Annotated in this window: 23 protein-coding genes; 13 read left to right on the plus strand and 10 right to left on the minus strand. The window is 52.6% G+C overall.

Annotated elements, in window-relative coordinates:
• The first annotated feature begins 103 nt into the window (after positions 1-103).
• On the plus strand, positions 104-925 hold the full coding sequence (locus NSU01_RS13410) for an AraC family transcriptional regulator (protein WP_042136069.1): 822 nt from the start codon (positions 104-106) through the stop codon (positions 923-925).
• Between the two features lie 48 nt (positions 926-973).
• On the opposite strand, the gene NSU01_RS13415 is transcribed toward NSU01_RS13410, so the two are convergent.
• Together NSU01_RS13415 and NSU01_RS13420 are read right to left on the minus strand one after the other, a co-directional pair.
• Positions 974-1867 (minus strand): choline/ethanolamine kinase family protein, encoded by an 894-nt coding sequence (locus NSU01_RS13415; protein WP_076246671.1) that lies wholly within the window; start codon positions 1865-1867, stop codon positions 974-976.
• Positions 1868-1907: 40 nt separating this feature from the next.
• Positions 1908-3365 (minus strand): alpha-L-fucosidase, encoded by a 1458-nt coding sequence (locus NSU01_RS13420; RefSeq protein WP_076246669.1) that lies wholly within the window; start codon positions 3363-3365, stop codon positions 1908-1910.
• Between the two features lie 123 nt (positions 3366-3488).
• Between NSU01_RS13420 and NSU01_RS13425 the strand changes: the two genes are divergently transcribed.
• The 3 genes from NSU01_RS13425 (at position 3489) to NSU01_RS13435 (ending at position 5833) form a co-directional block, all read left to right on the plus strand.
• Positions 3489-4325 (plus strand): AraC family transcriptional regulator, encoded by an 837-nt coding sequence (locus tag NSU01_RS13425; protein ID WP_076246667.1) that lies wholly within the window; start codon positions 3489-3491, stop codon positions 4323-4325.
• Entirely contained in the window at positions 4322-4843 is a 522-nt protein-coding gene (locus tag NSU01_RS13430) for a GNAT family protein (protein WP_083705666.1), read from the plus strand. The genes NSU01_RS13425 and NSU01_RS13430 overlap by 4 nt, the downstream gene beginning before the upstream one ends.
• 84 nt (positions 4844-4927) lie before the next feature.
• Positions 4928-5833: a hypothetical protein gene (locus NSU01_RS13435; RefSeq protein WP_042136074.1), complete on the plus strand. Its 906-nt coding sequence runs from the start codon at positions 4928-4930 to the stop codon at positions 5831-5833.
• A gap of 122 nt (positions 5834-5955) precedes the next feature.
• Here the strand turns inward: NSU01_RS13435 and thiD are convergent, their stop codons facing one another.
• From thiD to NSU01_RS13450, 3 genes are all read right to left on the minus strand, one after another.
• Positions 5956-6768: a bifunctional hydroxymethylpyrimidine kinase/phosphomethylpyrimidine kinase gene (thiD, locus tag NSU01_RS13440; protein WP_076246665.1), complete on the minus strand. Its 813-nt coding sequence runs from the start codon at positions 6766-6768 to the stop codon at positions 5956-5958.
• A 286-nt stretch (positions 6769-7054) separates the two neighbouring features.
• The gene (locus tag NSU01_RS13445; RefSeq protein WP_076246663.1) at positions 7055-8524 is read right to left on the minus strand and encodes a DUF4850 domain-containing protein; all 1470 of its coding nucleotides are present in this window, start codon (positions 8522-8524) and stop codon (positions 7055-7057) included.
• The gene (locus tag NSU01_RS13450; protein WP_076246661.1) at positions 8521-9063 is read right to left on the minus strand and encodes an RNA polymerase sigma factor; all 543 of its coding nucleotides are present in this window, start codon (positions 9061-9063) and stop codon (positions 8521-8523) included. The genes NSU01_RS13445 and NSU01_RS13450 overlap by 4 nt, the downstream gene beginning before the upstream one ends.
• Positions 9064-9237: 174 nt before the next feature.
• Between NSU01_RS13450 and NSU01_RS13455 the strand changes: the two genes are divergently transcribed.
• Positions 9238-10359, plus strand: a complete 1122-nt coding sequence (locus NSU01_RS13455) for a glycosyltransferase (RefSeq protein ID WP_042136080.1) — start codon at positions 9238-9240, stop codon at positions 10357-10359.
• A gap of 104 nt (positions 10360-10463) precedes the next feature.
• Here NSU01_RS13455 and NSU01_RS13460 read toward each other — a convergent pair whose 3' ends face one another.
• On the minus strand, positions 10464-11810 hold the full coding sequence (locus NSU01_RS13460; RefSeq protein ID WP_076246659.1) for a glycoside hydrolase family 30 protein: 1347 nt from the start codon (positions 11808-11810) through the stop codon (positions 10464-10466).
• A 137-nt stretch (positions 11811-11947) separates the two neighbouring features.
• Here NSU01_RS13460 and NSU01_RS13465 point away from each other — a divergent pair, with 137 nt between their 5' ends.
• The gene (locus NSU01_RS13465; protein WP_042136081.1) at positions 11948-12742 is read left to right on the plus strand and encodes an AraC family transcriptional regulator; all 795 of its coding nucleotides are present in this window, start codon (positions 11948-11950) and stop codon (positions 12740-12742) included.
• A 139-nt stretch (positions 12743-12881) separates the two neighbouring features.
• On the opposite strand, the gene NSU01_RS13470 is transcribed toward NSU01_RS13465, so the two are convergent.
• The gene (locus NSU01_RS13470) at positions 12882-13643 is read right to left on the minus strand and encodes an SGNH/GDSL hydrolase family protein (RefSeq protein ID WP_076246657.1); all 762 of its coding nucleotides are present in this window, start codon (positions 13641-13643) and stop codon (positions 12882-12884) included.
• Between the two features lie 184 nt (positions 13644-13827).
• Between NSU01_RS13470 and NSU01_RS13475 the strand changes: the two genes are divergently transcribed.
• From NSU01_RS13475 to NSU01_RS13490, 4 genes are all read left to right on the plus strand, one after another.
• Positions 13828-14232, plus strand: a complete 405-nt coding sequence (locus NSU01_RS13475) for a hypothetical protein (protein ID WP_076246655.1) — start codon at positions 13828-13830, stop codon at positions 14230-14232.
• A 6-nt stretch (positions 14233-14238) separates the two neighbouring features.
• The gene (locus tag NSU01_RS13480) at positions 14239-14637 is read left to right on the plus strand and encodes a hypothetical protein (protein WP_076246653.1); all 399 of its coding nucleotides are present in this window, start codon (positions 14239-14241) and stop codon (positions 14635-14637) included.
• A gap of 357 nt (positions 14638-14994) precedes the next feature.
• Entirely contained in the window at positions 14995-15366 is a 372-nt protein-coding gene (locus tag NSU01_RS13485) for a hypothetical protein (protein ID WP_042136087.1), read from the plus strand.
• A gap of 16 nt (positions 15367-15382) precedes the next feature.
• Positions 15383-16615 (plus strand): hypothetical protein, encoded by a 1233-nt coding sequence (locus tag NSU01_RS13490; RefSeq protein WP_042136089.1) that lies wholly within the window; start codon positions 15383-15385, stop codon positions 16613-16615.
• 94 nt (positions 16616-16709) lie between these two features.
• On the opposite strand, the gene NSU01_RS13495 is transcribed toward NSU01_RS13490, so the two are convergent.
• Entirely contained in the window at positions 16710-17813 is a 1104-nt protein-coding gene (locus NSU01_RS13495) for a glycosyltransferase family 4 protein (RefSeq protein ID WP_076246651.1), read from the minus strand.
• Between the two features lie 277 nt (positions 17814-18090).
• A complete protein-coding gene (locus NSU01_RS13500) occupies positions 18091-18927 on the minus strand; it encodes a sugar phosphate isomerase/epimerase family protein (protein WP_042136091.1) in 837 nt (278 codons plus the stop codon).
• 99 nt (positions 18928-19026) lie between these two features.
• On the opposite strand from NSU01_RS13500, the gene NSU01_RS13505 reads away from it, so the two are divergent.
• Positions 19027-19986: an acetylxylan esterase gene (locus NSU01_RS13505; RefSeq protein ID WP_076246649.1), complete on the plus strand. Its 960-nt coding sequence runs from the start codon at positions 19027-19029 to the stop codon at positions 19984-19986.
• Positions 19987-20099: 113 nt separating this feature from the next.
• Positions 20100-20474 carry a YkvA family protein gene (locus tag NSU01_RS13510; RefSeq protein WP_042136095.1) on the plus strand — a complete coding sequence of 125 codons (375 nt, stop codon included), beginning with the start codon at positions 20100-20102 and terminating at the stop codon, positions 20472-20474.
• 45 nt (positions 20475-20519) lie between these two features.
• Here the strand turns inward: NSU01_RS13510 and NSU01_RS13515 are convergent, their stop codons facing one another.
• Positions 20520-20921 carry a winged helix-turn-helix transcriptional regulator gene (locus NSU01_RS13515; RefSeq protein WP_076246647.1) on the minus strand — a complete coding sequence of 134 codons (402 nt, stop codon included), beginning with the start codon at positions 20919-20921 and terminating at the stop codon, positions 20520-20522.
• A 149-nt stretch (positions 20922-21070) separates the two neighbouring features.
• Between NSU01_RS13515 and NSU01_RS13520 the strand changes: the two genes are divergently transcribed.
• Positions 21071-21757: an NAD(P)H-dependent oxidoreductase gene (locus NSU01_RS13520; RefSeq protein WP_042136098.1), complete on the plus strand. Its 687-nt coding sequence runs from the start codon at positions 21071-21073 to the stop codon at positions 21755-21757.
• Positions 21758-21909 lie beyond the last annotated feature (152 nt).

Raw genomic sequence — 21909 nt, forward strand, 5'->3', positions numbered from 1 at the left:
AGAATAGACTGGAATTTGAAACTGCGGGCCGTTATGATGGAGAGGCGGGACAGGAATACCGGCGGTTAGAACCCGCTGGGCTTTTACAGAAAGGGGGACGCCTGTGAGAAGTACAATGATCTTCAGCGAAATGGAAGAAACGCTTCCGCTGCCGCTCTATGCCACAACCATCGGGTATTGGGAGCATCAGGAAGAGACTCTCCGGCCTACGGGCTTTCCGGATTACCAGCTGCACCAGGTACTTGGCGGAAAAGGCGAATTGACTATCGGGGATAAACGTTATACTGCAGGTCCCGGTGATATCATGTTTCTCTATCCGGATGTTCCCCATTCGTATGCACCGCTGAGCCGGGAATGGGAGCTGGCCTGGATCTCCTTTAACGGGCGGGAAGCGGCCCAGATGCTGCTCTATGCCGGTATACGCGAGTCAGGAATGGGGAGCTTAAGAGAGCAGCCCATCCTGAAACCGCTGGAGGAGATGCTTACCCTTTCATACGGCAATGAGCTTCAGGATAATCTGGAACGTTCGAAGTTATTGTACTCGCTGCTTCTGGATCTGAAACGCAGCCTGCTTCCCGCCTCGAATGAGGATAATGAGCTGGAGCGGATGAAGCCGGTGCTGCAATATATAGAGCTCCACCTGCACCGTCCGCTGCTGCTTAAGGAGCTGGCCGAGGTGGCTGAAGTGTCGCCGCAGTATCTGTGCCGGCTGTTCCAGCGCACCGTCCGCGAGCGGCCGGTCGCCTACATTAACAAACAGCGGGTGAACCGGAGCAAACAGCTCATGTTCAGCAGCAGAGGGCAGAGAGTCTATGAAATCGCCCAGCGGGCAGGGTTCGAGAATGTCAGTTACTTCTGTGCTGTGTTCAAACGGATGACCGGTATGCAGCCCGAAGAGTGGAGGCGCCTGCATGGTCTGGATTAGGGGCCGCCAGGCTCCGGATTCGGATTCGGATTCGAATTCGAATCTGTATCATAGACTCTCCCTCAGCCGGGCGAACATCCAATTCGCGATTTGGCGGTAATCTGCAGCCGGCTCAGCAGACGCTGCGGATTCAACAACCGGCTTAGACTCATGTGTCTGCAGTACCGCCCACATCGCATTCCAGAAGGTGACCACGTAAGACATCTGTTCAAGGCTATGCAGGAGATCTGCATCATAATGCCCGAAGTAGCAGGCAAGGAAGGTTTCCTTCTGTGGCAGGGAATACGCCGAGCATACACATGCCAGATCAAACATGATATCGCCCATTCCCGCATATTCCCAGTCAATCAGCCGCACCGTTCCGTCATCCAGGAAGTTGTTTGTAAAAAGATCATTATGGCACAGCCCAAGCTGCTGCTGTCCGTTTGACGCCCTGGCCTGCTGAATGGCCGCAAGCTTCTCCAGGAACTCGTCCAGATCTCCGGGAAGCCCGAGCTGGTGCCGGGCGGCAAATTGTATCCGGTCTGTAATATCCTGATAAGGCGAGAATGCATAGGGAACCGGCGGCAGGGCATGCACTTTCCTCAAAGTATCGGCGATCCGCTTCATATTCACATCGGTGCCGGCATCTGCGTCGTTCCATTTCACGCCATCAATAAACTCTGTGACCATATGACCCGTCTCCGTGGAGAAATACACTACCTCTGCACCTATCCCTAAGTCTGCCGCCGCCTGCATAGCGGCAAGCTCTGCTTCCCGCTTAATGCCAAGCCTGTCCGCATTCCCGCCGCTAATGCGCAGCGCCAGCTTACGGATACCGTTCGTAATAATATAATTCTGATTCGTCAAGCCATCCTGCTGGTATTCAATGGTTGTATCCGCAATATCCCACTTCAATTTTTCCTCAATAATCTGCTTCATGGCTTCAGTCCATCCGCTCATGCTGGTTATTCCTTCCGTTGTGAAGAGTAATAGGTAAAGATCAGGCAAGCTCTAGCTTGAACACAACCGGCAGGGCGCTGGCCACCGCTGTGGTGCGGATCGTTAACGCTTCTGCATTCCGCTCCCAGGCAGGCTGTTCATCGAAACCGAGCACGGAAATTTTCTGGATGATACCCTCGAAATAGGGGGATTTCTCCCTAAGTGATGTAATGCGCACAGCGCCATCCTCAGGGAATACCAGGACGGTTGCATACAGGCAGCTCCCCTTCACGGTGAAGCGGATGTCCTCAGAGGTGAACACCTTGGCGCTGCCGTCGGTGAACTGTCCCTCTTCAATGCGTGTCGGCCCTTCACCGAATGTGCGCCAGAAGGAGCTCTCATAGATGGCTTCACCATTTGTGCCCAGCCAGCCGCCTATAGCAGCCAGTATCTCCTTATCTTCATCGGCAAAGCTGCCGTCAGCCCGCGGCCCCACATTCAGCAGGAGATTGCCGTTTTTGCTGACGATATCCACCAGATCGCGGATGATCTCTCCGGCAGATTTGAAGTCATTATTCTCCGTATAACACCAGGAGTTTCGTGCGGCTGCTGTATCCGTCTGCCAGAAGAACGGCTTCAGCTCAGCGAATTGCCCCCGTTCTACGTCGGGAATGGCTGTGCCGAACATGAAGGCATCATGTTTGTAATTAATGGCAGCCGTAGTTCCCCGCTGAGCAGCCCGGTTGTAGTAATAGGCGGCGAATTTTTTCAGATACGGCTTGAATACAGCATTCTCAATCCACCAGTCGAAATAGAAGACCTTAGGCTGATACTGGTCGACCATCTCGCAGCAGCGGATCAGCCAGTCTTCCAGATACTCTTCAGACGGGGGAGAGCCGTAGAGATCGTGATGATCAGGTTCCGGCATGGACGGCCAGTAGAAATCGCCGCGTTCCAGCGGCTCATGGATATCGGAGTCGAACTCTTTGCCGTGGGACATGAAGAACCAGTGCTCTGCACGGTGGGAGGAGACGCCCAGCTCCAGATCATGCTTCCCGAAGGCGGCCTTCAGCTCGCCGAGAATATCCCGCCCGGGCCCCATCTCGTACGTGTTATAATGGGAGACAGCGCTTTTATACATCTGGAAGCCGTCATGATGCTCTGCAACGGGAATGACATACTTGGCGCCGGAGGCTTGGAATAAGGCAGCCCACTCGTCCGGGTTGAACTGCTGCGCCGTGAACAAGGGAATAAAATCCTTATAACCGAAATCCTTGTGGTTCCCGTAGACAGCCAGATGATGCTCATATTCCTTCGTGCCTTGGATATACATATTGCGGGAATACCACTCATTACTGAAGGCCGGAACAGAATACAGCCCCCAGTGAATGAAAATGCCGAATTTGGCCTGGCGGTACCACTGCGGCACCTCATACGTACTTAGCGAATCCCAATCATCCTTATAGGGGCCGTTCTTAATGGTCTCGTCGATAAGGTGCAAATAATCAGTCATGTTCATAGTCAGTTTCTCATCCTCCCGCGATTAATATAACGCTTTCATTGTACCGGGCCGCAGGGGGATTAAGAATGTACGGGATTAACTTTCTGATGTACAAAAATAACCTTTAAGGCGGTCTGAACGATGGATCATCACGCATTGCTCACCAGCTACTTATCCAATCTGAAGGTCGACCTGCTCATGGCGGACTATAACCAGTGCACTACACAGTGGAGGGATCTGGACTACACTCCGGACTACAGCAAGTTCTATTACATCTGCGGCGGTGAAGGTTGGCTGAAGATCGGGGATAAGGAATATTATCCGCAGCCGGGGGAGCTGATCCTGATGCCTGAGGGTGTGAAGCAGTCCTACTCATGCATCAGCGAACGCCCTTTTCTCAAATACTGGTGTCATTTCAGCGCCAAGGTCGGAGAGATTAATCTGTTCCGTATCCTGGAGATGAGCCATGTATGCATTCCGGAGAATCCTGCTGCTGTCGAGGCGGCGTTCAAAGGGATTACCGGGAGTGCCCAATCGGACGCTGTATATGCCCCGCTGCTGGCCAAGAGCAAGCTGCTGGAGCTGATCTCCTATTACATCATGAACCTCAGGCTGGATGAAATCTCTTATAAGAATCTGGGCTCCGCCCGGAAGCTGACAGCCGTTCTGGATTACATCGCCGCGAATATCGAACACAATATTACCATTCATGACCTTGCCGAAATTGCGCATATGCACCCTAACTATTTCATACGCCTGTTCAAGCAGCAGATCGGCGTGCCCCCCATCCAATACATCACCCGGCAAAAGATTGAAAAAGCGAAAGACCTGCTGGCAGCCACCTCCGGTTCGGTCAGCGAGATTGCCGACCAGCTCGGCTTCGGCGATCTGTTCTATTTCTCCAGGCAATTCAAGAAGCATGCCGGGCTTGCGCCCACAGAATTCAGGAAACAGGAAACAGGAGGTGTTAAACTATGATCAGCGAACCATACAGCGGTTATCAGATCCGGTTAATGGATGAGCCGGCAGCCAGAGAGATTCTGAACTGGAAATACGAACCGCCATATTCTCTGTACAATATGCTGGATGATTCTGCTGGAACGGAGGATATCGAAGAGCTGATGGACGGCTCCTACTTCGGCGTACGCACTGCGGAAGGGGAATTGGCCGGATTCTTCTGTTACGGGAGGAATGCCCAGGTGGGAAGAGGGGTAGAGCTGGGATATTATCTGGATGGTACAGCGCTTGATATCGGACTGGGATTAAGGCCGGACCTGACCGGCGCTGGAAAAGGGCTTGTTTTTCTGCAGGCGGGTATGAAGTTTGCACAGGGGACCTATGACGCGAAGCGGTTCCGGTTGTCGGTTGCGGCCTTTAATCTCCGGGCTATTGCCTTGTATAAGAAGGCGGGTTTCCTGCCCGGGCAGAGCTTCATCAACCGTTATGGGGACAGCGAAACGGAGTTCCTGCTGATGGAGACGCCGGGCCTGTTCTGAGCATCTATAGCCAGAGTGGAGAATACAGGGCGAAGTCTGTTAAAATAGAATTATGGCATCATACATATCAAAGGAGAACTGAATGTGAACGATAACTTGAAGCAAGCGTACGCGCGGCTAGGATTAACTGAAACCGTAACCAGAGAGGAATTGAACAAACGGTTCGATTTGCTCCTGAAGCGCAGACGGACCCTTTCTACGGATGAAGAAATAGCGGACTATGAAGCGGATTTCCAGGCGTACAAGCTTATTCTGGATACTTGGGACGAGCAGGAGATTCAGGAAGCTGAAGACCAGCGTCTAGCCAAATACGGGCGGTTCTCCGGGACTGCAAGCAAATGGGAACGCTTTATGCGGCTCTACAAAACGCATGTTATCCTGTCCATCGTCGCAGTGCTTGTGCTCATTTTTGGCGGGAAGGCACTGTACGATAACTATCAGCACAGACAGTATCTTGCTTCGCTGCCGCCGGTGGATGCGACCATTATGTTCGTGGGTAATTTCGGGGCCAAGGACAGCAGCGGGGATACAGCGGCATTGGAGCAAGCGGTCATTGACGCTTATCCGCAGTGGAAGCGGGTAGAGGCGACCATTGTGTATCTGCCCAAGACCGGAGAAGGTGCTGATACGCTGGATATGAACCATATGCAGAAGGCTGTGGTCGAGCTGGCGGCCAACCGGCCGGATATCGTCATTATGGATGATGCGACCATCGAGTGGATCGGCGGACAGGCCGGATTCCAGAATCTCGAACCCATTACGGCGGACGGCAAGCTGGCTGCTGACGATACACGTATGAGATGGGGAACGAATGAAGATACCGGCAAGCGCGAGCTGTATGGTGTGAATATTATGGACTCTCCGTTTATCTCTGCGCTGCCCATTGACTACAATGTGAAATCGATCATTATCGGTGTGCTTGGCGAAGACAATAAGGATAAGACGATTGAGTTTGTGAAGCATATTGCGGAGGAACAAGCCGCGAAGTAAATAGAATACAGAGATCAGCATCTCTGAAAATAACAAAAAAACTCTCTTCGAATGGTTGTTCACACCCATTCCCGAAGAGAGGTTTTTTGCTGCTGCGCCGTTATCCGGCAGACTGGCTGTTCCTAGTTCTCCAGACGGTAGCCGCCGTGGAATACAGGGCCGACATACTGGTTAAAGGCATAACCGTTGCGGATGGCTGCGGACACGAAGTCCTTCGCTTTCACTACGGCTTCCTTCACCGACAAACCGTTAGCCAGGCCGCCGGTAATAGCGGCAGCGAAGGTGCAGCCGGCTCCGTGATTGTGGGCGGGTTCGATCTTGGCCGTCTCCAGAACGAGATATTCGCTGCCGTCGAAGAAGATATCGATCGCCATGTCGCCGCCCAGTGCCTTGCCGCCTTTGACGACAACATTCTTGGTGCCGAGCTGATGGATCAGGCGGGCCGCTTCTTTCATCTCTTCAAGAGTAGTCAGCCTGCCCAGTCCGGAGAGGACACCTGCTTCGAACAGGTTCGGTGTCGCTACAGTAGCCAGAGGCAGCAGCAGATCGCGGATCGCATTGGCGCTCTCCGGATTCAGTACCTCATCTTCGCCTTTGCAGACCATCACCGGGTCAATAACCACGTTAGTCTGCAGATTGTCCTTGATCGCCTGTTCGGTAACCTGCACGATCTCCACGCTGCCCAGCATACCCGTCTTCATCGCGTCTACGGGACCGCCGGCGAAGATCGTTTTGAGCTGCTCTGCGACGATTGCGGCATCGATCGGATATACATTATGGTGCCAGCCCCGGTCGGGGTCCATGGTAACGATTGTAGTCAGTGCGCTGAAGCCATAGGTGCCGTATTCCTCAAAGGTTTTGAGGTCAGCCTGAATGCCCGCGCCTCCGCTGGAGTCACTGCCGGCAATGGTTAAGGTTTTGATGATTTTTGACAAAGGTAACGTCCCCTTTTTGTATATGGATGGTATGGAGCCTGTTTTGGGTGCAACTTTTTAAAAATATAAGCGTTTATATGTTTCACACGATAACTTATCCTTCTATTTCTCGCTGAAACGGTACCGTCCTTTAAAAGGACGGCAACGCCGTTTCCACTTGCTCTACGACATTATAACAAAAAACACTCTAGCTGTCCGCATGACAGTACTATTTTCAAAGATAAGAATTGAGAATAACCTATGTGTGCAGCCGGGATAAGTGATGCGGGAGCAAATAAACGGAATCTCAGTCCGTTTCAGAGGCGGATCTGCCTTCGAGGCTGCGCAGCGCCAGCTTGATGGCCTTGTCATAAACGTAGGGCTCCGCACTGTCCCCGCCCATCCAATACACCACAAGGAATTTCCCTCCCCTGAAGACATGAGGGTATATCCGAGCTCCTCCATCATTTGTCGTACGGTTAATTTCCAGCTTCAACGCAGCCAGACCTTCGGCACATTCCAGGCTGTCAGCATAGGTATAGACGGACAACCGGTCCGGCCGGGCCGGTGTATCGGTCTTATCGATCAGCAATTCTTCAGGCCAGACACCGGCCAGCTGCTTGTTGAACATGAGCTCAGTGGTATCCGGGACGAGACTGAGCTGCATGCCCCGCTGTTCCAGCGCCAGGTAGAGAGACTGCGTAGTATACTCTGCACTGCCTGCGGCAGATTCCGGATTCTGCACTGCAGGAAGGAGGAGCGGGCCATGGTTGGCTGCAAAAAATCCCTGGATGCTGTCAATCACATCCTGCCCGTCAAAGGCTGAAGAGGTGGTCATCTCCAGCTTGCGGAACAGATACCCCCATTCGCCTTCATCATAGTAGGCCGTTCCGGCTGTTTCATACCCCCTGGCTTCCGCGGGCAGAGAATACCGTACAGTGCGTGCATCCGCTCCTCTGGTTCCCGCCATATACTGTTCGGTGAACGCAGGAGGAATAATGGTCAATCCATACTCATCCGCCCATTCTGCCTTTCCGGGGAAATAGGTCCCGATGCTGCCGACTGCACAGCCCTGACAGCCCCAGGCATTATCGGTATATTGCAAAGTTTGCCCCGGATTTTCCGGGTCCTCAAATGTCGCCCCAAGGGAGCCGTTGGCTCCGGTAACGGCCGAAGCTTTCCAGCCGGCAGGGGCCAGCAGGATATAAGCACTGCCGGTATCGCCCTGGAAGATGAGGGCCGCCTGCAGCTTGTCTTCCATGCCGGCCGGCAGCGGGAAGGTCATTCTGGGCAACGGGGGCGGAGTGACATGTGCAGGACTGTTACCGTCGTCCAGAACGGGAACTGAAAGGATGGCAGTCAGCGGGATCGATACTTCAGCCCTTTTGTCTTCAACAGAAGGGAAAGGGACTTCAGCATTATAAATGCTGCGGATGCCAACCGCATAATCATTGCTTGGAACGCTTTGGCTATTGCCGGTGGGAGCGGGGGAGAAATCCGCAGCTCCGGTTTCCCGGGGCGGGGGAGCTTCCGATACCAGGGGAGTTATCCGGCCGGCAAGCTTGCCGGGTTCCAGGCCGCTGTAACCGAACCATAGCAGCATGGCCATGACCGGCAGCAGTACCGCTGCGTAAGCAAGAATCTTATAACGCTTGCGCTTGGGCTGATACCCTCCCAGACGCTGCTCTATCTTCTTCTGCATTTGCGGAGTGAAATTCATGCCCTCAAAAGGCTTCTCCTTCAACTGCTGTTCCCATTCCTCCGGTAATTTGCTCATGATCTGTTCAACTCCTTTTCCTTTTTCCAGTATTCATTGGCTTGCTGCCTTGCGCGGTGCAGTCTGGATTTGGCTGCAGATAAGGATATCCCCAGCATTCCGGCCAATTCCTCCATGCTGAGTCCGTAGTGGGCATAGAGCATAAGAACCTCCCTGGCGTTACGAGGCAGCTGCAGGACTACCTTAAACACCTCACTGCTCAAGGATTGCTGCAAAAACACCTCTTCAGCGGATGGGCTTGAGCCGGATCTGCCAGCGTGAGCTTGTAAGGTTACCCGCCGGATGAAGCTGCTGCTGCGGTAGGACAGCCAGCGGTTGCGGGTAATCCGCAGTAGCCAGGTTCTGACTGAAGCTTCACCGCGAAAAGTATCCCTGTATTTATAAGCCCGGATGAAGGTCTCCTGGGAGATATCATCAGCAGCGCTTCTGCTGCGGGCCAGGTAGTAGGCATAGTTCCATACATCCTCGCCATAGTCTTCCATAAGTGTCTTTAACGCGGCGGCGTTCATAGTATTGGAATCCTTCGTTGCACCGTACATACGGTCCCTCCCTTTTCTCTCTACTGTATTGACCTCTGCATCCTCCGGAAAGTTTCTTTTGTGCTGAATAAAATTATATAGAGGGCATTAAGGGCGGCAGATTGGGTAGGAACGGGAGTTCCAATTGGAGGGGGCTGCATATTTATATAAGAGGATAACGATTAGGAGGCTGCCATGATAGAAATCAGCTTATGCATGATTGTCCGCAATGAAGAGAAGAGCCTGCCCCGCTGCCTTACTTCCATTGGAGCGATTGCGGATGAGATTATCATTGTGGATACAGGCTCGACGGACAGAACCAAGGAGATTGCGGAAACCTTCGGAGCGGTGATATATGATTTTACCTGGATCGAAGATTTCTCTGCTGCCCGCAATTTCGCCTTCAGTAAGGCGACCAAGGAATACATCTTCTGGTTGGATGCGGATGATTATCTGAAGGATGAGGATCATGCGCGGCTCAGGGAGCTGAAGCACGCCCTGCCGGAGAATGTGGACAGTGTGAACATGCAGTATAATCTTGCTTTTGACGGGGAGGGGAAGGTCGTTACGTCCCTGCGGCGCAACCGGCTGGTCCGCCGGTCCTGCGGGTTCAAATGGATCGGCCCGGTGCATGAATACCTCGAGGTATACGGCCCTTCTTACAGCAGTGACGTCTGTATTACCCATGAGAAAGACAAAGCGTATACGGACCGCAACTTGCGGATCTATCGCAAGCGGGTGGCTGAGGGGGAAGTCTTCTCTCCGCGCGATCAATATTATTATGCCAATGAGCTGCGCGATCATGGAATCCATGAGGAGGCCAGCCAATATTACGAGCAGTTTCTGAACGGAGGCCAAGGCTGGATTGAAGATAATATTCAGGCCTGCCTGCGGCTGGCCGAATGCCGGGAGCGGCTGGGTGACAAGGAAGCGGCGTTCACTGCGATTACCCGGACGCTCCAGTACGATTCTCCGCGTGCCGAGTTCTGCTGCCGGCTCGGTGCCTGGCATGTGGAGCAGGGCAAGCTTCACCCGGCTATCTACTGGTATGAGCTCGCTGTTATGCTGCCGCGGCAGACAGAGTCTATGGGCGTGAAGAATGAAGCCTTCGCCACCTGGATTCCGAATCTGCAGCTTGCGCTCTGCTACGACCGGCTGGGCCAGCATGAACGGGCTAATATGTTCAATGAAACGGCACTGCGTCACCTTCCCAGTCATCCCAGTATGCTGTATAACCGGACCTACTTCCAGAAGCTCCTGGGGGACAAATATGTTTCGCTTCAGCCGCAGGAGACCGCCGGGGAGAAGAAGGAATAGCAGGGTTACTTGACAGCGGTACAGAAGCGGCGAATAAATGCAGACCGGCCAAATGAATAAAGGCGCTCCTCAAGCCGTAGCTTGGGAGCGCCTTTATGTGTTTTTTATTGGAACAGCAGGGTTTGAATCGCATGGGCCGGAATTGAACCCTCCGCCAGCTGATCCCGGAAATGCAGGGTGTATGGAAGCCCGCTGTCCGTGCGGTTAAGTACGACTACGGCATAAGTGCCGTCTGTATTGCGGAACGCCGTAGTTTCGAATTTGTCGGTATATCTGGAGGTGCCTACACGGACGGCGCCCGGACGGATATACTTGCTGAAATGCCCGATGTAATAGAACGAGCTCTCATAGATTACTTCATCCTTCAGGGTATCGCCGATAATCGGTGCATCGCAAAAGTTGCCTACATGATTCGGGCCGCCCTGCTCATCAAGGACGATATTCCAGTCCGTCCAGCTGGACATCCAGTTGTTCAGGTTGCCGATGATATCATGGCCGTAACGTTCACCGGTGTTCCAGGAGCCGAGGTGTACGCCGCCCTCCTGGCAGCCTTCGCTGAAGAACAGCTTTTTGTCAGGAAAACGCTCATGTACAGCGCTCAAGGCTTCGAAATGATCACCGGAATACCAGTGGAAGCAGATGCCCCAGATATACTTTGCTGCTTCCTGATCTGTAAAAGCGGTCTTCGCCCGGTCATAGACCCGTTCTTTATTATGATCCCAGATCATGATTTTGACATGGCCTAAGCCGGCTGCTTCCAGGGCAGGACCGAGATAATCGCGTACGAAGTCCTTCTCTTCTTCAGCAGTATAAATGCAGGAATCCCAGATCTGCTTGGCTTTGGCTTCATTCTGCACACTGACCGCCCAGATATCGATGCCGGCTTCAGCGTAAGCCTGAATGTATTTCACGAACAGATTAGCCCAGGCTTCCCGGTATTCCGGCTTCAGCTTGCCGCCGTTATTCATCTCGCCGTTCGTCTTCATGAAGGCCGGAGGGCTCCATGGGGAGGAGAACAGCCGGAAGCTCCCGCCCACAGCATCAGCCGCGCGTTTGATTAACGGAAGTATCGACTCCTGATCTCTGGAGATATTGAAAGTAGCCAGCTCCGGGTCAACGCCATCTACATAAGCATAGTTGCCTGTTGAGAAGTCACAGCTCTGGATATGTGATCTGCACAGGGTGTAGCCGATTCCGTGCTCCGGATGGAAGTAGGCATCGATTATTTCCTGCTGCTTCTCCGGACTAAGCTTGGCCAGCGTGACTGCAGAGGCTTCCGTCAGCGCACCGCCGAAGCCTTCAATTTCCTGATATTCCAAATCCTCATAAACGTTAATCAATTCCATTTCCTTCTCTTCGGAATCGGGCCGGAAGGACAGAGGCTGTAATTCTGTTAACCGGTCACCGGTTTCTTTGGCTGTCTGGATTACGCGGACTGTAGGGCTGCTCATAGGACTTATGTTACCTCCTGAAAGTTTGTAGGAATAGTCTCATTATAGAAGGTATTCCGCTGCACTTTGAAGAAACAATATGGTTAAGAACCTCAACGATCTGGTCATGAGGCAAGAGCAAGGAAGGGTGATCCAGGATGGGTACAACCGGGGTAGACATTCATCTCAGCTCATTTTCCCGGCATATCCAGCCGTTCTGGCATTTGTTCCGGGAAGGGCTGGATACCTATATCATCAGGCTCCAGGCAGAAGGGGAATGTGAAGCGCTGATTGACGGGGTGATGGTCACGGTGATGCCGGGTGATCTGCTGCTGTTCCGTCCCGGCGAGCTCTACGATCTGCGGATTGGCGAGAAAGAAAGTCCGCTGGGCTTCAGCGCAGACTACTATGTCATGTGTACAGGTGAATGGGTGGATGAGTGGTGGAACAAGCAGGTGAGGGCTAAGAAGTCCAGGATTGCCGAAGACAGCAAGCTGCATAGCATCTGGCAGCAATTAATTCTGGAAAAGCGGCGGATCGACGGAGGCAGCCCGGAGATTCTTGAGGCGCTGTTCAAGGCCCTGTGCCTGCTGCTGGACCGGGCTATCGCCGAAGCGCCGGCCTCCTCCTCCTCTTCACTCCTGCAGGGACTGAAGATCAAGAATTATGTGGAAGAGCATGCGACATCCTCCATCCGGCTGGAGGATGTGGCCCGCCACGCAGGAATCAGCGTCACCCGGGCGGTTCACCTGTTCAAGGAACAATTCGGGTATTCGGTGATGCAGTATGCGGTGCAGGTCCGTCTGGCGATGGCGCTTCGGCTGATGGACAACAGCAACTATACACTGGAGCGTATTGCTGAGGAGACCGGCTTCGGCAGCTATACCTACTTCCACCGGGTATTCCGGGAGCGGTACGGCGTTGCACCGGGAGTGTACCGGAGGCGTTCATAGCCTGTGACGATAAAAAAGGGGTGTCCCAATCCGCCGTTGCGTGACAATGGCGGATTGGGACACCCTTATGTATGGAGCCCGCAGGGGCTGCACTGATATTTCGGTTTTTTGCTAGACCTATATTCCGCTTGTCCGGAAATCAGTGTCCCGGCAACGCCGAATTGTCCAGCAGAAGCTGCGGTTCGCTTGTGCGGATGAAATCCATGACCTTATCATAAATAATCCGGTGGCCCTCCCGGTTGGGGTGGATTCCGTCCCGGCAGATAAACTTGGTGTAATCCGGCTGCTGCAGGAATGCGCCCCGGACATCAATGATCTTGGTCTTGGTGCTCTCGGCGACCTTGATAATTGCGGAGTTGTACCGCTCCTGCCACCAGTAAATCTTGGTAACGCTGCCGAGGAATTTCAGAATGTTCAGTTCGGTGTCCGGATTATTGCCGCTGACCCATTTGAAATAGTTGTCCGCATTCAGCGGGGGCAGACTCATCAGAATAGGCGTAATCCCCTGATTCTTGAGGTAATCAATCATATCCAGCAGCATCCGCTCGAACGCCGGGAAATCAGTTTTGGGGTTATGCTCTGCTTCGGGATTGCTTGCAATTTCTTCCCAGTGATAGTCGCAGTCATTGCCTCCGTATTCAATCAGTACCACATCCGGTTTGTCTTTCAGCACATCGCGTTTCAGATTGCCGAAGCCCTTCATCAGCGTATTGCCGAATCTGGCGGTATTACGCATAGCTCCCTTAAGCTTGCCCTGCAGCAGGGACACGTAGTTATCCTCCAGAATGACATACCTGCTTCTTGCTTCATCATAGACAACACCCTTGGAGATCGAATCTCCGCTGACCATGTATTTAAATTCAAGCCCCGTGGCTTCCTTCTGCTCTTCGTGCGAATTCATTGTCCCACCTCCGATAACCCTAGTGTATATAGCTTTAGTGTAAACCATACATGGAGCAGTGACTATGCATAGATGTCATGGTTTCATGCGGGCCGATGATGTGCCGGAATGGTGTTAGTCCAATCAGTAAGTTAAATTCACCATATTATATACGAGATTGAATTTGTAACTGGGAGGTTAGGGGATGACCCAAATTATTGATTTCAGCAAAAGTTCACTTACCAGCTTCAGCCAAACGATTGCTATACCGGTTCTCGCTGCTCCGGCCAGCAATACGCTCACCCAGTTCGGGCTTGCGACTGCTCAAGGCGGGAGCGTACTGCTTAATGCTTCTATAGGTGTGCAAACCGTGTTAGGCAGTCCCAACCTGTTATTTACTATTTTGCGTGCAGGGGCGCCCGTATTCACACTCCGGACCACGGCGCTTAGCACCGGGCAATATGATCTGGTCAGTCTTTCTTATGTGGATGCCAGTCTTCCGGCAGGGTATTTCGCTTACACCTTAACGGTCTCACTTGTGAACTCCTCTGTTCAAAATGCTGTTAATCTGATTGGTCCCGTGGATTTCTCGGGCCTTTCCCTGGTGTGAGCAATAATGAACATTATTGATTTCGGCAAAAGTGTCCCGTCGAGCTTCAGTCAATCCGCCACCCTTCCCGTAATGAGCCTGCCAAACAGTACTGTCCTGGGACAATTCGGGGTATCTGTCGGCGCTAACGGTTTAGTACTGCTGGAGGCAACGATCGGCCTGCAGAACAGCAGTCCCAGCACTTCGGATCTGATCATTACCATTGTTCGTAATGCAGTACAGATATTCACTGCAAGGTCCAGCTCCTGGACCGGGAGTAATTATGAAGCCATCCATCTAGCCTTCACCGACAGTGGGATTGCCGCCGGTTATTATGGATATGCTCTCATTGCTTCCTCGATTAGCAGCGTGAATCCGCCGACCATTATAGGCCCGCTTGTGTTCTCGGGGCTGTCGGTTTCTTAGCATAAAGCCGGGGATGGAGTTCCCCGGCTTTATTAGCTGATCACTCACCCCTGCCGTCGAAGCGGACTGAGAATCGCTTATATTGTTCATTGGAGCCCGAAATGCGGCGTAACGGGACCTATAAAGGATTCTCGGTCCGATTGGGCAGTGAAACCGCCTGATCTGCTCAAATAGGGGTTTCTCAGTCCTCCTCATTAGCCAATCACAACCTTCTTACATATATTTGCTCATTGGACAAATAACGGTCTACATATACATAGAAATGGAGAGATATGCAGCCTGTTGTTAAGAGAGGAGAAGAGAAAGGCTAATCATGAATGCTCTGCTTGACAGAAGCCGGGAAGGAGTACGGGAATTATGCCCTATACAACGGGAGCGGTATACAATCCGCCCGCCGGAACGTCACATATCGACCGGATTCAAATTTCCTGCCTGAATGATTCCATTATCGTAGCCATTAATATTAATCTGCAGATCTTTCATTTCATCGGCAGCAGCTTCACGCGGGTACCAGTGGGTGAGGCTTTGTTTCAAGTGGATCCCCAGCAGCTGGTTGTGCAGACGTATTCGGTGAATGCTGCTAACTATTACGAAGCACAGATCAACTTTTATAGTGCAGTCAACACAATCGTGAATGTATTTGCACTAGATGCTGCCGGAAATATCATCGAGCAAATCCTTCAGCCTGAGCTTACATACATTGACCGGCTGTCCATTATTCCTACTTGAAGTGAGGTGATATTTATTGGCGAATGTCAATATTACCGCAGGACTGCCAGGCAATCATATTGAGCCTTCAATCGCGGTTAATGAACTGGACCCTAATATTATGTGTGCGGTAGCGGTAGATTCCAGTACCGGTACAGCTTTGACCGGCTTCTACCGTTCCATAGACGGCGGAGCGACCTGGTCAGCGACAATTCTGCCGCAGGCTCCGGGATTTATGAGCGCGGAGGCACCGACAATTGATTATACGTTTCCGAATACGTTTATCGTCGCTGTCCACTTCTTTAATGAGTTCAATGACGGGACAATCGCAACGTATACCACCTTTGACAATGGGCTGACCTTCAATCCGCCGGTGATCGTCCAGCGGGGGTATGGTTTATACGTTCATAACGACGAACCCTTTCTTGCGGTCGACCGTTCTCCCTCCAGCCCGTACCGGGGTCATGCTTATGTGGGCTATACGCCGCTGTATTATTTGGCGACCAATGCCGCCATCTTCTTCCAGCGTTCGCTGGATCAGGGCATGAGCTGGGAGCCGCCGCAGCGCATATCCGATCCAAGGGGCGACCTGGAACGGGCAGCTCTGATTGTCGGGCTTGCGGGCCAGGTATATGTGGGCTATATCCAGCTCGGGCCAGGCCCGAAATATGCCTATATCCGGGTCTCCCAGGATGGAGGCGTTACGTTTAGCCCTCCTGTAACCCGGGGAGCTACCTTCCTGGCGAATACAGTCCCGGTACCTAGTCCGCTGCCTGTCCCGAATTATGCCTTCCGGGTACAGACGAATCTGGCCCTTGGAGCCGATATTTCGCCGGGACCCTTCGCAGGTTTCGTATATGCGGTGTGGAATGATTTCCGGCTGGGCTATGCGGATATATTCTTCTCCCGCTCACCGGACGGCCTGCTATGGTCGCAGCCGGTCAGCATCACCGGCGCACCGCCGGGGTCGCAGAACTTCTCGCCTGCGATCACCGTTTCGCCGTCCAATGGAACGGTGCGTGTAATCTATTATACGAACCGGCTGAACGGCTTCCTGCTGGATGTGTTTGTGGCTGAATCCATCAACAGCGGCTTGTCCTTCGCGAACCGTAGAGTGTCCGATGTATCCACCAATCCGAATGGAAGCTCACCGATACCTTCAGTGCTGATTGGTGACTACATTACTGCGGCAACGATCTTCCCGGATACACTGGCGGCGGTGTGGAATGACACGCGGCTAGACAAACAGGATGTTATCTTCGGAAATTGAAGCATACTTTAAGCGGATGCAGACATACAGAAGAGGTCCAACTCATGTGCTTCCAAGTTGGGCCTGTTTCTGTATTTCCGTGTCCGGAGCAGGATTACTTCCTGCGCAATCTGAAGCCGCCTAGTCTTTGCAGAAGCGCTGATTTGGGCGGAGTGTTTATTGGATTTCCAGTCAGGAAGCCAAGCGCGGTCTGCTCCATAATCCTGACACTGTTCTCCCAGGTCCAGGCCCGGGAATCGGCTTCCCCCCGGGAGGCAAGGCGGACACGGAGCGCAGGGTCCTGAATCAGCCGGATGACATCCTCCGCAATCCGGTTCTCGTACCGGTAGGACAGCAGGCAGTTCTCTTCGTGGCGGGCATATTCCAGATTCCCTCCCGAGTATACGGACACAAGCGCAGCACCGCAGCGCATGGCCTCAAGGCCCGGCAAAGATCCGGTATCGAAAATACTGGAGCTGACAAAAATATCGGCCCCGTTATAGTGATAGCAGAGTTCATCATCATTCAGGGGCGTGAAAAAGCGGTATTTGCCGCTGGCCTTCATTTTTTGCAGTGAATCCGAACTGTAGAACTCATCCGGCGGACTGATGAAATTGATATTTACCCCCGGAACATTATGCTTCACGATATCAAGCTGCTTCACCAGATAATCCTGTTCACGGTGCCAGGAGAAGCCGTTCTCCACTTTGCGCAGGATGGCGGTAATGTTCAGCGGCTCCTGAAGCTTGTGGCGGATATGCATATTTTGAAAAGAGGAGCTGATCCCTACAGGCACAATGCTTCCGCTAATGCCGTGACCAAGCTCAATTAACTCCTGCTGCCACTGGGACAGAACAATCAGCTTATCGGTGGTATGATAGGAGGGAAAGGATACCTCATTCTGCGGCAGAAACAGCGGTTCGTAACACAGGGACAGGCGGATATGGATGCCCTTGCCATTCTGGCTTGCAGCCTGTGATACCGGAACCGTTGTATAAAAATTCGAAACGATAATATCGCTGACCGGGAAATCGGATTCACGGAGCAGCGTATAATCGGTAATCAGCAGAGTGGAATGGACTTCATAAGAAACATCGCCTCCAAGCGGCATGAGGATCACCACCTGATGCCCTCTGGCAGTAAGACCATTCGTGAGCTCCACGAGCATGCGTTGTGCCCCGCCATGGCATAAGGTAAGAATGGGGAAAGTGAATCTCATGTATGATCCCTTCCTTTCTGGCTCGAGAATCGCTTGCGAACCTGCGGTATGTATACTATTTTATTCAGCAGTTAGCGAAAAGTACCGGATATACGGCGTATTTGCAGCAAATGGGGGTTATGGAGTGAGGCTCAGGAATGGAGGGCTACAGCTGGAGTATATAAAAAATACTGGCCGGTACAGCAGAGGGATCACCCCTGACATACCGGCCGGATTGTAGCGCTGCCAAAGTCACTGCAGGAGGATGAAGCACGTCTCCTGAACTGGCAGCTTATGATTAGTGGCGCAGATTGCGCAGCAGGGTAACAGTGTCCTTAATATCTATGCCAGTTACTTCTTCCAGCGAAACGTCGATCATCGGCTTGTGTGCCTCCAGCTTGTTCAGGAACTCTGTGGTGTGGAACAGCCCTTGCCCTGAAGCGCCATGGCGGATCCGGGTTCCGTCCTTATAGATATCCTTGAGATGGGCCAGAATGATCCGGTCGCCGAACAGGCTGAATGCACTGTCTACGATCTCATCCTGCAGATGCACCTCTTCGCCAATCAGGTTGCAAGGGTCCAGTACCACACCGATGGAGCTGGAAGGAACCTCGTCGAGGATACGGCGCATTTTGGCCGGAGAGGACAGCGTATGGGTGCAGACTCCTTCAAGCGCCAGGAATACACCCCATTTCTCGGCTTCCTCTGCCAGCTCCTCGACCGTTGCCTTGAGGGCGTCCCAGCCGATTTCTTCATACCGGTAAGGATCGAATTCCTGAAAAGTCGTCAATGCGCCGGTCTCTGTAGCGACCATAGGTGCACCGAACTGGCGGGCATAACGCAAATGCTCCTTGAAACGGTCAATCTCTACCCGCCGGATGGCAGGATCGGGATGAATGGGGTTGATATAGCAGCCAAGTACGCCAATGCGGATGCCGGCTTTGTCGAACTGCTCACCGATATAGGAGGCCAGGCCGGGGCTCAGCTTGCCGGGAGACAGATCGATATCCTGAATGGCTTTGGCCAGGGCGAGCTGTACGAAGTCAATATCGTAGGTCTGTAGAGTGGCGGTCAATTCTTTGAGCGGCAGGCAGCCCGCTGTATGTGCCAAGGTTCCGTAACGAATGAATAACATCTCCTTTGGAATTCTATGGATTTATATTTATAATATTAAATGCGCTTACAGTGTCTTGCAATGATAAAGAAGTTTATGAGAAACAGGAGGAACCGATGAATGAATGCTATTGAGCAACGCAAACAGGAGCTTGAGAATTGCCGTCCAGAGCCTACGCTGGACCCGGAAACGATTGACGAATTCTGGAATGATCTGCTCGCCGAAGATGAGGAACTGCCGCTGGATGTTACAATAATCCCTGAAGAAACTCCATATCCGGGCATGGAGGTTAGCAAAGTAAGCTATACAGGTTATGGGGAAACGACCATCCATGCCTGGTACATCCGGCCTGCTGCTGACACAAGTGAGCGGGGAGATCTGCCGTGTATTGTTACGTTTCCCGGTTACACCGGCGACCGGGGGTATCCGGAACGGTATGCTCACTTTCTAATGCTTGGCTATGCTGTACTCGCGGTGGATGTGCGTGGACAACTGGGAGAGACCGGCAATCTGCTGCCGCAGGAAGAAGGTATAGTCAGAGGCTGGATCACCCAGGGGCTGCTGGAGAAGGAACGTTCCTATTATGTGGCTGTAGCGATAGATACGGTTCGTGCCATTGAGACCGCAGCGCAGCTGCCGGGTGTTGATCCCGAGCGTATTGCCATTACCGGGGGAAGCCAGGGAGGCGGGATTGCGCTGTTGGCCGGGGCACTGAGCCGCCGGGTTGCTGCAGTGGCTGCAGACATTCCGAATCTCTGCCGCCTGGACTTCGGAGTGCTGAATTCAACCAGCTCTCTCACAGAGATTGCCGATTACCTGAAGCGCTATCCGGAGCATCTGGAGCGGGTGCTGCAGAACCTGGCTTATTTCGATATTGTTAATCTGGCGCACCGGTTCACCGTACCAGTTCTGATGTCCGCAGGCTGGAAGGATACTGTGTGCATGCCGGAGACCATCTATGCTGCCTATAACCGTATCGGGTCACCCAAGCAGATGATGGATTATCCGTTCTCCGGGCATGAGGTCAGCGAATACCAGCGCAGGCAGACGGTGCTCTTTTTCCGGGAGCATCTGGGTTAAAAGATTAGTTACCGGAAGGCTGATTAGCGGCGGGTGATTGGTGTAAAGGTTATAATGAAGGTGCTAAGCTGTCAGAATGCGAAGGCAGCCTAAGGAAAGGGAGGGAATGGCAGATGAATAAGGATGGAGACAAGCTTCCCGCGGAACTGGTCGTGGAGAATTTCGAATACAGCCAGAAGAATGAGCAGCTGGTGAAGAAGAGCTTCTGGAGCAAAACGAGGAAAGCGGCGGGCAAAATCCCGTTCACCAAAGATGCGGTTGCCATGTATTACTGCGCCATTGATGCCAAAACCCCGTTATGGGCCAAAGGCATAGCATTCGGTGCGCTGGCCTATTTCATCTCTCCAATTGACGCGATTCCCGATGCGCTGATCGGACTCGGTTTCACGGATGATGCAGCGGTCATTGCCGCAGGCATCCGGGCGATTGCCGGACAGGTGAAGGAGGAGCATAAGCAGAAAGCCGAGAATTTTTTTGAACAACCGTGAGGTAACGGTACAAAAAAAGTGCAGCGGGTTGCTGCACCGGATTCATTATGCTTCTTCCTCTAAATGTCCATTTCCAGGAGGGCAGCGGTCTGCGGATTGCTGTTTCGCCTGGTATTCTGTGCCCCAATCCCTCATCAGCTTAATGATCGGAATCAGCGTCCGGCCAAATTCGGTCAGCGAATATTCAACCTTCGGCGGAACCTGATGATACACCTCGCGGTGAACCACGCCATCCTCCTCCAGCTCACGGAGCTGAAGTGTCAGCATACGCTGCGTGATGCCGGGACAGATCCGGCGGAACTCGTTGAAGCGTTTCGTTGAATCCATCATATGGTATAAAAGCACACCCTTCCACTTGCCTCCGATGACGTCGAGGGTGAATTCAACAGGACAAGCGGCGCCCTGGCCGTCCGGACAAGCTCCGAAACCGCCTTTACGGTCACGCATAACCGAACACGCTCCTTAAGTATCATTTTGTATACTACATAACAAAAATGTGCGTACTTCACGAATGGTTATCTATCCACTACTATAAGCATGTGAGCAGGATAACGTCAATTCCAACCTGAAGGATACACTGAAAGGGAGTATGTGAAATGGATACTACAGTAAAAGAAACCGCAACAACCAAGCAGGAAATTCTGGCCGCCTATGCATACAGACACGCTACCAAGGTATTCGACAGCAGCAGAAAGATCAGCGATGAGGATTTCGGGTTCATCCTGGAAACAGGCCGCCTGTCACCGAGCTCCTTCGGCTTCGAGCCCTGGAAATTCGTTATTGTCCAGAGTATGGACATCCGTGAGAAGCTGCTTCCTTATGCCTGGGGTGCACAGAAGCAGCTGCCGACAGCAAGCCATTTCATGCTGATTCTCGCAAGACTGCCGCGTGATATGGCTGCGGATTCGGAGTATATTCAGGGCATAATGCGGGATGTGCAGAGTCTGCCGCCGGAGGTTGCCGAGGGTAAGCGGAAGGTCTATGATGTGTTCCTGAAATCCGATTTCGGACTGGAAGGCAATGAGCGGGCGATATTTGAATGGGGTGCACGGCAGACCTATCTGGCTCTGGGGAATATGATGACTGCTGCGGCGCAGATTGGCATCGACTCCTGTCCGATTGAAGGCTTCGACAAGGCAAAGATCGAGCAGGTGCTTACAGAGGAAGGGATAATGGACCCGGCACATTTCGGAATTGCCTGCATGGCGGCCTTTGGTTACCGGGTTAATGAGCCGCGCGGCAAAACCCGTCAAACGGCCGGTCAGGTGGTTCAGTGGGTCTAAACGCAGCCGCGTCAGCAATTTGGGCGAAGTGTGAGCCAATTAAAAACAGATGCCATCCTTATAAGGGCGGCATCTGTTTTTTTTGACGAGTTATGAAAATACATAGAAGCTTCGAAAAAAGTTTGAAAACTTGCTGAAAATTCTGATACTCT

This window comes from Paenibacillus sp. FSL H8-0259 (assembly GCF_037963255.1).
In the GTDB taxonomy this organism is placed as follows: Bacteria; Bacillota; Bacilli; order Paenibacillales; family Paenibacillaceae; genus Paenibacillus_AQ; species Paenibacillus_AQ phytohabitans.